Genomic DNA, 10,883 nt, shown 5'->3' with positions numbered 1-10,883 from the left:
GGCGTTAGGCTGGCGGCATGTCACCCTTGCCCCCGCCCCGACCCGTGGTTGCCGTTCTGGCTGTCGTCATCCGCGACGATCAGGTGCTGCTGGTCCGGCGTGCCAATCCGCCCGATGCCGGGTTCTGGGGCTTTCCCGGCGGCAAGGTCGAGGCCGGAGAGACCCTGCTGGCCGCTGCGAAACGCGAATTGCTGGAAGAGACCGGCGTGACCGCCCGCGCTGATAGGGTGCTGACCGCGCTGGATGCGCTGGACCGGGCGGAAACCGGAGAATTGCGCCATCATCATGTGCTGGTCGCGGTCCTGTGCCACTGGCAGCAGGGTCAGCCTCAGGCTGCCGATGATGCGCTGGAGGCGGGCTGGGTCGCGTTGGCCGATCTGGACAAGGACCGCCTGCTCAGCCGCGATGTCGTGGCGGTGGCGCAGATGGCGGCCCGGATGGCGGGGCCTTGATCCCGCACCGCCGCCCTTCGCGCGGCCCCCTGCCACGCCACTTCCCAAATGACCGGTTTTCCTGTATTGCCCCAGACATCTGCGACGTGAGGCCCAGCCCCGGGGCACATGCAAAGGATTGGGGCGGCGGCAATGGGGCCGCGATACATGACATGGGTGGCCGGAGGGCCGGTGCACCCTTTGAGGAAATCAGATGTTTGATGAAGTGAAAAAATCAATCCAGTGGGGCGAAGAAACGCTGACCCTGGAAACGGGCAAGGTTGCCCGTCAGGCCGACGGCAGCGTCATCGCCACCCTGGGCGAGACCAGCGTCATGGCCAACGTGACCTTTGCCAAGGCACCCAAGCCCGGTCAGGACTTCTTCCCGCTGACCGTGCATTATCAGGAAAAATACTATGCCGCCGGTAAGGTTCCGGGCGGTTTCTTCAAGCGCGAGGCGCGCCCTTCGGAAAAAGAGACGCTGACCGCGCGTCTGATCGACCGTCCGATCCGCCCGCTGTTCGCCCCCGGCTTCAAGCATGAAGTGCTGGTGATGTGCACCGTGCTGAGCCATGATCTGGTCAACGATCCCGACATGGTCGCGATGATCGCAGCCTCTGCCGCGCTGACCATCTCGGGCGTGCCCTTCATGGGCCCGATCGCAGCGGCCCGCGTCGGCTTCTCGAACGGCGAATATGTGCTGAACCCCGAGGTTCAGGACATGGACAAGCTGCGCATGAACCCCGAACAGCGTCTGGATCTGGTCGTCGCGGGCACCCGCGATGCCGTGATGATGGTCGAATCGGAAGCCTATGAGCTGACCGAGGACGAAATTCTGGGCGCCGTGAAATTCGGCCATGACGCGATCAAGCCGGTCATCGACCTGATCATCGAACTGGCCGAAGAGGCCGCCAAAGAGCCCTTCGACTATCAGGCCCCCGATTACAGCGCGCTCTATGCTCGCGTGAAATCCCTGGGCGAGGCCGACATGCGCGCCGCCTATGCGATCCGCGACAAGGCCGATCGTCAGGATGCGGTTGCGGCTGCCAAGGCAGCGGTCAAGGCCGCCCTGTCCGAGGATGAACTGGCCGACACCAATCTGGGTTCGGCGCTGAAAAAGCTGGAATCGGGCATTCTGCGCGGTGACATCATCAACGGTGGCGCCCGCATCGACGGTCGCGACACCAAGACGGTGCGCTCGATCGTATCCGAAGTCGGCATCCTGCCGCGCACGCACGGATCGTCGCTGTTCACGCGCGGCGAAACGCAGGCGCTGGTCGTGACCACGCTTGGCACCGGCGATGACGAACAGATCATCGACGCGCTGCACGGCAATTCGCGCTCGAACTTCCTGCTGCATTACAACTTCCCCCCCTATTCGGTGGGCGAAGTGGGTCGCGTCGGCAGCCCCGGCCGTCGCGAGATCGGCCATGGCAAGCTGGCATGGCGCGCGCTGCAGGCGGTTCTGCCCGCACCGACCGATTTCCCCTATACCATCCGCGTCGTGTCCGAGATCACCGAATCGAACGGCTCGTCCTCGATGGCGTCGATCTGCGGCGGTTCGCTGTCGATGATGGATGCCGGCGTGCCGCTGAAGGCGCCGGTCGCTGGTGTGGCCATGGGCCTGATCCTGGAAGACGATGGCCGCTACGCCGTCCTGACCGACATTCTGGGTGACGAAGATCATCTGGGCGACATGGACTTCAAGGTTGCGGGGACCGAAAACGGGATCACCAGCCTGCAGATGGACATCAAGGTCGCGGGCATCACGCCCGAGATCATGGAGCAGGCTCTGGCGCAGGCGCGCGACGGTCGTCTGCACATTCTGGGCGAGATGGCCAAGGCCCTGACCGCCGGTCGCAACGAGTTCAGTGCGCATGCTCCGCGCATCGAGACGATGCAGATCCCGACCGACAAGATCCGTGAAGTCATCGGCTCGGGCGGCAAGGTCATCCGCGAGATCGTCGAGGTTTCGGGTGCCAAGGTCGACATCAACGACGAAGGCATCATCAAGATCGCCTCGGCCAATGCCGATTCGATCAAGAAAGCCTATGACATGATCTATTCGATCGTGGCCGAACCCGAAGAGGGCAAGGTCTATGTCGGCAAGGTCGTAAAGCTGGTCGACTTTGGCGCCTTCGTGAACTTCTTCGGCAAGCGCGACGGTCTGGTCCATGTCAGCCAGATCGCGGGCCGCCGCCTGTCCCATCCGAACGAGATCCTGAAAGAGGGTCAAGAGGTCAAGGTCAAGCTGCTGGGCTTTGACGACCGCGGCAAGGTCCGCCTTGGCATGAAGATGGTCGATCAGGAGACCGGCGCCGAGATCGAGGAAAAGCAGCAGGAATCGGCCGAAGGCTGATCGTGAGCTGATGACAGGGGCGGCCCCGGATCTTTCGGGGCCGCCCTTTTTACAGGCGATGTCGGGCGGGAACGGACAGGATGCACGCGATCTTCATGGTGACCGACGAACGCCTGTCGGACATTGCGGCTGTGCAGGCCAAGCGGATCGCGCAGCAATGGGACTGCGATGTCCATGTCTTCGTCGAGCGCCGCGATCCCGGCATCGCGCTGCGCGAGGTCCGGCAGGACGACCGGATCACCTATCACTACGAGGAACTGGGGCATCTGCTGCCCGAGGGTTTGCCCGAGGATCGCAAATGGCCGAAGATCGTGTATCTGCGGCTGTTCGCGCCGTCGGTGCTGCCCCATTATGACCGGCTGCTGTATCTGGATGTCGACATCCTGTCGCTGCGCGCCGAGCCGGCGATCTGGGACGTGGACCTGCCTGCGGGCTTGGGGGCCGTCAGCGACATCGCCACGCTGGAGCGGGCGCCCTATGACATCAAGGCGCTGACGCGCGACGAATGGCTGGCCACGATCGGCGTCACTTCGGGGCGTTATCTGAACTCCGGGGTGCTGCTGATCGACACGGCCCGGTGGGCGCAATACGATTTCGCGCAGGTGCTGCTGGAATATTTCCGACGCTTTCCCGATGCGGTGCGGTTCGATCAGGATTTCCTGGCCCATCTGTTCGATGGTCGCTGGACCGAGCTGAGTCCCCGCATGAATTATCAGGCCTGCGTTCTTGAACTGGGACTGATGGGGGCCGTCGGACCGGTCTTCGTGCATTTCTGCCGGACCCACAAGCCGTGGCATGGGGATACCAGCGGGTGGCGGGCGCCGACCGATCCGCGCTATACGGAACTCTATCGACAGATGTTGATGGCCGAGGGTCTGGATCCGGCCGCGCATCTGCGCCCCAGCACGGTCAATGCCCTGCGTCGCTGCCGCTATGGTCTTCGGGCGTGGATGCGGCGCCGGTTTGGTCTGGTCACCGCGCGGGAAAGACGCGATATGCGCCATTGGCAGGACCGCTCTCGGGCGTTCGAGCGTTTCATGCGCGACGGGCTGGCCTCGGGCCGGTTCGCCGACGAGACTCGCGCCACGATGGAGAACCGACTCAGCCCGCCGGTCTTCGATGGCCGCTTTGCCGTCGCCGCCGAAAGCCGGTTGCCGGAATGACGACCCGAAAGGCCACAGCCCGTGCATGACGACGCCCCCCTGCTGATCCTCACCATGAAATGGGGCACGCTGTATTCCAGCGCCGATGTGAACCGGCTGGCGGCGCAGGTGCGGCGGCATCTGGACCGGCCGCACCGGTTCATCTGTTTCACCGACGATGCCGCCGGGCTGGACGCGGGGGTTCAGGCGATGCCTTTGCCCGAACTGGGCTTGCCTGCGGGACATGCCGATACGCGCTGGCGCAAGCTGGCGTTGTTCCGCCGCGATCTGGGCGGCCCTGATGCGGCCCTGTCGGGGACGGCGCTGTTTCTGGATCTGGATCTTGTGGTGGTCGACGATCTGGGGCCGTTCTTCGACCTTCCGGGCGATTTCTTCATCATCCGCGACGACGATCTGTTTCGCGCCAAGCCGCTGCGCCGGATCAATCCGGGCCGCGACCGGTTCCTGCACAGCGTCGGCAATTCCAGCGTCTTTCGCTATCGCGTGGGCGATCATGCCTATGTGCTGGACGCCTATCTGGCCGATCCGGCAGCGGCCACCGCCGGGTATGAGATCAGCCAGCAGTTCCAGTCGGCGCAACTGGCCCGTCACGGCCATCTGCATTACTGGCCCAAGGGCTGGTGCGTCAGCTTCAAGAACGATTGCGTTCCGCGCCATCTGGCCAGCTATCTGCGCGATCCGTCATTGCCGGCGGGGGCAAAGATCGTCCTGTTCGCCGGGGCACCGAAGATGGAGGATGTCTTTGCCGGGCGGGGCCATAAATGGTACCGGCGCATCGGCGATATCGGCTGGCTGCGCCGCGCATGGGAACGCCCGTGATCCGCGACGCCTTTCGCCGGTTCAAGCAGCGCCGCCGTCAGGCCCGCGCGATGGCCGACATCGCGGCGCGACCCACCGGGCCGGGCCGGGCGCATGGGCTGGGGTCAGAGCTGATCGTGTCGCTGACCAGCTATCCGGCGCGCTTCGGGACACTTCTTCCCACCCTGCAGGCGCTGACGCTGCAAAGCGTGCAGCCGGATCGCGTGATCCTGTGGCTGGACGATGGCGACGCCCTTCACCTGCCGCCCGACATCCGCAGCATGGCGGGGCTGGAGATCCGGACCTGTCCGGCGTGGCGGTCCTATAAGAAGATCGTTCAGACCCTGATCGCCCATCCTGGGGCCTTTGTGGTGACGGCGGATGATGATCTGTATTACGCCTTCGACTGGCTGGAAGGGCTGACCGACGCCGCAGGCGCAGGCGCCCGGATCGCCTGCCATCGCGCGCATCAGGTGGTCCTGCACAACGATCGCCCCGCCCCCTATGAGCAGTGGCGCCACAATCTGGACGCGCCCGATGCCGGGCCGCTGGTCTTTCCGACCGGCGTGTCGGGGGTGATCTATGCGCCCGGCGTCTTTCATCCCGATGTGACGCGGGACGATCTGTTCATGCGTCTGGCGCCGGGGGCGGATGATCTGTGGCTGTACTGGATGGGGCGGATGGCGGGATCGGCCCCGGTCAAGATCGGCGGTCGCAACCGCATTCTGGAATGGCAGGGCAGTCAGGAAACCAGCCTGAGGGCCGTCAACCGCCCCGCCCAAGGAATGGGCGGCAATGACCGTGCCATTGCCGCCCTGATGGACCATTACGGCTGGCCGCGCTGGCCGGGCTGACCGATCAGGCCGGATCCTTGGCGAAGCGCAGATAGGGCAGCTTGATGTCCAGCGGGCCGAACCGAGCCTCGGCGGCCTTGTCGTCCAGCGACAGCGCGACGATCACGTCCTGACCCGGCACCCAGTTGGCGGGGGTGGCGATGGGGACGCCGTCGGTCTTGCGCACCGCATCCAGCGCCCGCAGGATTTCCGCAAAATTGCGACCCACGGACATCGGATAGGTCATCGTCAGGCGGACCTTTTTGTCGGGGCCGATGATGAAGACGGTGCGGACGGTGGCCGAATGGGCAGGGGTGCGCCCCTCGGTCGGCAGATAATATTCGGCGGGCAGCATGTCATAGGCCTTGGCCACGGCAAGATCGCTGTCGTCGATGATCGCGAAATTGGCCGGAACGCCGGCCAGTTTGCCGATATCGGCCTTCCATTTCTGGTGATCGTCCACGCTGTCCACGGACACGCCCAGAACCTTGGTGCCGCGCGCCTCGAATTCGGGGACCAACTGGGCCACGGCGCTGAACTCGGTCGTGCAGACGGGGGTGAAATCGCGGGGATGGCTGAAGATCACCGCATAGCTGTCGCCCAGCCAGTCGTGAAACCGGATCGGCCCCTCGGTCGAGGGGGCGGTGAAATCGGGGGCGATGTCATTGATGCGCAGGGACATGGGGGTCCTTTCGGATGGGTTGCGTCACAGGGGAACATAAGCCGCCCGGCGCGGATTGCCAGTGCCGCAGCGGGCCGGTCCCGCAGGGGGGCCTTGCGAAGTGCAGTCCGCAGTGACAGGCTTTGGCGCAAATGACAGATGAGGAAAGCGAGATGACCGGTTTGCTGGATCAGCGGAAATTCTATATCGACGGCGCTTGGGTTGCCCCCGCCGTGGCGCGCGACCTTGAGGTGATCGACCCTTCGACCGAGGAGCCGGTGGCGGTGATCTCGGTCGGGGATCAGGCGGATACGGATGCGGCGGTGGCGGCGGCCAAGCGGGCCTTTCCGGGCTGGGCCGCCACGCCGCCCGCCGAACGGCTGGCCGTGGTCGAACGGATCCTGTCCATCTATGAGCGGCGGATGCCCGATCTGGCCCGCGCCATGAGCCTTGAGATGGGCGCGCCGCAGGACATGGCGCTGGAGGATCAGGCCGAGGCCGGGGCCTGGCACACGCGGAATTTCATCACCGCCTTTCGCGATTTCCAGTTCATCCGCCCCTTGGGCGATCACGCCCCCACGACCATGATCGCATGGGAGCCGGTGGGCGTCGTCGGCCTGATCACGCCGTGGAACTGGCCGATGAATCAGGTCACGCTGAAGGTCATCCCGGCGCTGCTGGCGGGCGATACCTGTGTGCTGAAACCCTCCGAGATCGCGCCCTTGTCCTCAATGGTCTTTGCCGAGATCCTGGACGAGGCCGGGGTGCCTGCGGGGGTCTTCAATCTGGTGAATGGCGACGGTATGGGCGTGGGCAGCCAGCTGTCGGTGCATCCTGATGTCGCGATGATCAGCTTTACCGGGTCGACCCGCGCGGGCATCGCGATCAGCAAGGCGGCGGCCGACAGCCTGAAAAAAGTCGTGCTGGAACTGGGCGGCAAGGGCGCCAATCTGGTCTTTGCCGATGCGGACGACAAGGCGGTCGCGCGGGGCGCGCGGCATTGTTTCAACAATACCGGCCAATCCTGCAACGCGCCGACCCGGATGCTGGTCGAACGCTCGGCCTATGACCGGGCGGTCGAGGTGGCTGCGCGCGTCGCCTCGGAAACCACGGTGGCCAGCGCCCATGGTCCCGGCCCGCATATCGGCCCCGTGGTCAGCAAGGATCAGTGGGACAAGATCCAGGGGTTGATCCAGGCAGGCATCGACGAGGGGGCACGGCTGGTCGCAGGCGGCACCGGCCTGCCCGAGGGCGTGAACCGGGGCTATTTCGTGCGGCCCACGGTCTTTGCCGATGTGACGAATGACATGACCGTCGCGCGGCAGGAGATCTTTGGCCCGGTCCTGTCGATCATCCCCTTTGACAGCGAGGACGAGGCCGTGCGGATTGCCAATGACACGCCTTACGGCCTGACCAACTATGTCCAGTCGCAGGATGGCGCGCGCCGCAACCGTCTGGCCCGCCAGCTGCAGGCGGGCATGGTCGAGATGAACGGCCAGTCGCGCGGCGCCGGGGCGCCCTTTGGCGGGGTGAAGGCCTCTGGCCGGGCGCGCGAAGGCGGGCTGATGGGGCTGGAGGAGTTCATGGACAGCAAGGCCATCAGCGGATGGGACAGCGAGGCCTGAGGCTTTGCCCGCCCATTCGGGTTCGGGCGGCAGCCGGGGGGACGTCACGTCCCCCGGACCCCCCTGTGGGATATTTCCGGACCGATGCAGGGTCAAAGGTGCCGCGCCTGAGATGCGATCGCGGGGCGGGATGGCGGTCCCGCGCGGCTGCGGGGCCCCTTGATGGGGGCCCGTGGGCGCTTTTGCCGGCCCAAGGGCTTGCTTGGGTGATCAGGTGATCTCGGCCAGAAAGATATAGCCCGCGCCGTAGATCGTCTTGATCAGGCGCGGGTTTTTCGGATCTTCGCCCAGTTTGGTGCGCAGGCGCGAGATGCGGACATCCATGGCGCGGTCGAAGCTGTCGCCGGCCGTGCCGCCCAGGGTTTCCAGCATCTGGGCGCGGGTGATCAGGCGGCGGGGGTTGTCGGTGAACAGGCGCAGCACCTCGGCTTCGGCATGGCTCAGCGGCGTTTCGGTGCCGTCGGGGGCAGTCAGCAGATAGCGGTCGAAATCGGCGCTCCACCCGGCAAAGCGCAGGGTGCGGGGGCGGTTGGCCATGCCTTGGGACGGGCGGCGCAGGCGGGCGCGGATGCGGGCCACGACTTCGGCGGGCTCAAAGGGCTTGGTGATATAGTCGTCGGCGCCCAGTTCCAGCCCCGTCACCCGGTCCTGCACCTGCGCGCGGCCCGAAATGATGATGATCGCCGCGCCCGAATCGGCAGCCAGCCGGTGGACCAGCGCCAGACCGTCGCGATCGGGCAGGCCCAGATCGATCAGGCAAGCATCGGGGGTGATGCGGCGCAGCGCGGCCTCGAATTCCGTGGCGCGGGCAAAGGACTGGGTGCGGAAGCCCGCCTGTTCCAATGCGGCGGACAGCAAGCGGCGGATCTGGGGTTCGTCATCCAGAATCGCGATCAGCGGCGCATCGGTCATGGTCTGTCCTGTCCGTGGGGCGAAGGCGTCAGCGAGGCGGCCAGAACGGCGGCCAGCCGCGCCTGCGTGAAGGGCTTGGTCAGCACCGGGCCGGGGGCGCGGGCGCGCAGCGGATGGCCCGGCGGCAGCGACGTCATCAGGATCAGCGGCACGGGGGTCGCACTGGTCGCATCGGCCAGATCGGGGCCCAGCCCGTCGCCCAGCTGGATGTCGGACAGGATCACGCCCAGACCCGGCAGGTCGGTCAGGGCGCGGGCCTCGGACAGGCTGGCGGCCTCGATCACCGCATGGCCCAGACCTGTCAGCTGGTCGCGGACCTGCGCGCGGACCTGATCGTCATCCTCGACCAGCAGGACCATCCGGCGGGCCACCGGGCGCCAGGGCAGGCGCAGCACCACCTGCGCGCCGCGCGGGCCGTTCGACAGGCGCAGCGTGCCGCCGACCATCTTGGTCTGGTCATAGACCATCGACAGCCCAAGCCCCGAGCCCTGGCCCTTTTTGGTGGTGAAGAACGGTTCGGTCGCGCGGGACAGGGCCTCGGGGGTAAAACCGGGGCCGGTATCGCCGACCGTCAGCTCCAGCCAGTCGCCGTTGCGCCGCGCCTTCAGCGTGATGCGGCCCGGCGGGGTGATCGCGGCATTGGCGTTCAGCACAAGGTTCAGCAGCGAATCCTGCAGCGCGCCGGGGTCCAGCAGCAGCGGCCCGGGCGGCAGGGCCACGGCCAGATCCAGCCTTGTGCCGCTGGTCAGAGAGGGCCGCGACAGGGCCGCCAGATCGGCCAGCAGCGCGGGCAGATCGACCGGTTCCAGCGCCGGGTCGCGCGCGCCGGTGATCCGGGCCAGCCGGTCCAGAAGCGTGGCGCCACGCCGCGCGGCGGCCAGCGTCGCCTGCACATCCTCGGCGGCGTCGGGGGGCAGATCGACCGTGTCGATCCGGGTGGCCAGCCGCGCCTGCAGCCCCAGAATGATCGTCAGCAGATTGCCGAAATCATGCGCCATCCCCGAGGTCAGCCGGGCCGCCAGATTGCGCCGCGCCGAATGGGCCAGGGCCTCGCGCGCCTGAACCTCGGCGCTGACATCGGTGGACAGGATATAGACGCCCTGCCCGTCGCGATCGGGCGTCAGGGCGATGCGGATGCGCCGCCCCGAGGTCGGGTGCGTGATCTCGAACACCTGCGGATCGCCGGACAGGGCGCGTTCCATATAGGGGCGTAAGGTGCGGGCGGTGGCGGCCCCCAGGGCCTGTTCCAGCGTCAGCCCGACGATATCGCCCGCAGCGCCGGGAAAGATCACCGGCAGGCGGCGGTTGGAAAAGGTATAGCGGTACTGGGCATCCATATGGGCGATATGGGCGGGCACCATCTCGGTCACCTGCCTTGTGCGGGCCTCGGTCCGGGTCAGGATGCGCTGCGCCTCGGACAGGGCGGCATTGGTGGCGGCCAGCTTGCGGTTGGCGGCGGCCAGCCGTTCGGCATTCAGCAGCACCTGTTCGGACAGCGCGTCCGAGCGCGCGCGCAGCAGCGCCTCTTGCCGCTTGATGTCGGTGATGTCTGTATAGACGGTGACCCAGCCCCCTTGCGACAGGGGCGCGCCCTCGACCGCGACCCACCGGCCGTCGGCGCGTTCGCGTTCGAAATAATGGGGCTGAAAGGTGCGGGCCTGCGCCACGCGAAAGGCGACCGCCGCATCGGGGTCGTCCTGCGTGCCGTATTCGCCGCGCAGGACAAGATAGCGGATCGTGTCGTCAAAGCTGGTGCCGGGCCGGGTCAGCGCATCGGGCAGATCGAACATCGCCTGATATTGCCGGTTCGACAGCGCCAGCCGCAGGTCGGCGTCAAAGATCGACAGGGCCTGACCGATCAGGTTCAGGCCCGACCGGGTCAGGTCGGCGCGGATCTCGGCCCGTGTGACGGGGTCGGCCTCGGGCTGGTGCATGGGGTCTTCCTCCGCTTCCAGCAGTAGCATCGGGGACGAAGGGTGCAAGCGCCGTAACATTTTGTTGGATTCGGGCAAAACTGGCGCAAGGATTGGCGCCAATGGTGCAAGGGTCACCGGGGCGGAGGAGGTCCCGGCTGATGACGCGCCCGGATCGTCGGTCCGGG

Annotated in this window: 9 protein-coding genes; 6 read left to right on the top strand and 3 right to left on the bottom strand. The window is 66.4% G+C overall.

Going from position 1 to position 10,883, the window contains the following annotated elements:
* Positions 1-17: 17 nt before the first annotated feature.
* From EG885_RS12920 to EG885_RS12900, 5 genes are all read left to right on the top strand, one after another.
* Positions 18-452, top strand: a complete 435-nt coding sequence (locus tag EG885_RS12920; protein ID WP_131575201.1) for an NUDIX hydrolase — start codon at positions 18-20, stop codon at positions 450-452.
* A 193-nt stretch (positions 453-645) separates the two neighbouring features.
* A complete protein-coding gene (gene pnp / locus EG885_RS12915; RefSeq protein ID WP_131575199.1) occupies positions 646-2,790 on the top strand; it encodes a polyribonucleotide nucleotidyltransferase in 2,145 nt (714 codons plus the stop codon).
* An 80-nt stretch (positions 2,791-2,870) separates the two neighbouring features.
* Entirely contained in the window at positions 2,871-3,953 is a 1,083-nt protein-coding gene (locus EG885_RS12910; protein ID WP_131575197.1) for a glycosyltransferase family 8 protein, read from the top strand.
* 21 nt (positions 3,954-3,974) lie between these two features.
* Entirely contained in the window at positions 3,975-4,772 is a 798-nt protein-coding gene (locus tag EG885_RS12905; RefSeq protein WP_242679640.1) for a hypothetical protein, read from the top strand.
* Positions 4,757-5,605 carry a glycosyltransferase family 2 protein gene (locus tag EG885_RS12900; RefSeq protein WP_242679639.1) on the top strand — a complete coding sequence of 283 codons (849 nt, stop codon included), beginning with the start codon at positions 4,757-4,759 and terminating at the stop codon, positions 5,603-5,605. The genes EG885_RS12905 and EG885_RS12900 overlap by 16 nt, the downstream gene beginning before the upstream one ends.
* A 4-nt stretch (positions 5,606-5,609) precedes the next feature.
* Here the strand turns inward: EG885_RS12900 and EG885_RS12895 are convergent, their stop codons facing one another.
* Positions 5,610-6,266, bottom strand: coding sequence for a peroxiredoxin (locus EG885_RS12895; RefSeq protein ID WP_131575195.1), 657 nt, complete (start codon positions 6,264-6,266; stop codon positions 5,610-5,612).
* Between the two features lie 152 nt (positions 6,267-6,418).
* On the opposite strand from EG885_RS12895, the gene EG885_RS12890 reads away from it, so the two are divergent.
* A complete protein-coding gene (locus tag EG885_RS12890) occupies positions 6,419-7,870 on the top strand; it encodes an aldehyde dehydrogenase family protein (protein WP_131575193.1) in 1,452 nt (483 codons plus the stop codon).
* Positions 7,871-8,080: 210 nt separating this feature from the next.
* Here EG885_RS12890 and EG885_RS12885 read toward each other — a convergent pair whose 3' ends face one another.
* Positions 8,081-8,782: a response regulator transcription factor gene (locus EG885_RS12885; protein WP_131575191.1), complete on the bottom strand. Its 702-nt coding sequence runs from the start codon at positions 8,780-8,782 to the stop codon at positions 8,081-8,083.
* A complete protein-coding gene (locus EG885_RS12880; protein WP_131575189.1) occupies positions 8,779-10,716 on the bottom strand; it encodes a hybrid sensor histidine kinase/response regulator in 1,938 nt (645 codons plus the stop codon). The genes EG885_RS12885 and EG885_RS12880 overlap by 4 nt, the downstream gene beginning before the upstream one ends.
* Between the last annotated feature and the right edge of the window lie 167 nt (positions 10,717-10,883).

The organism is Paracoccus nototheniae (assembly GCF_004335005.1).
Classification (GTDB): domain Bacteria; phylum Pseudomonadota; class Alphaproteobacteria; order Rhodobacterales; family Rhodobacteraceae; genus Paracoccus; species Paracoccus nototheniae.
The sequence above is the reverse complement of the archived record's forward strand: the minus strand, read 5'-3'. Positions and strand labels throughout refer to the sequence as shown.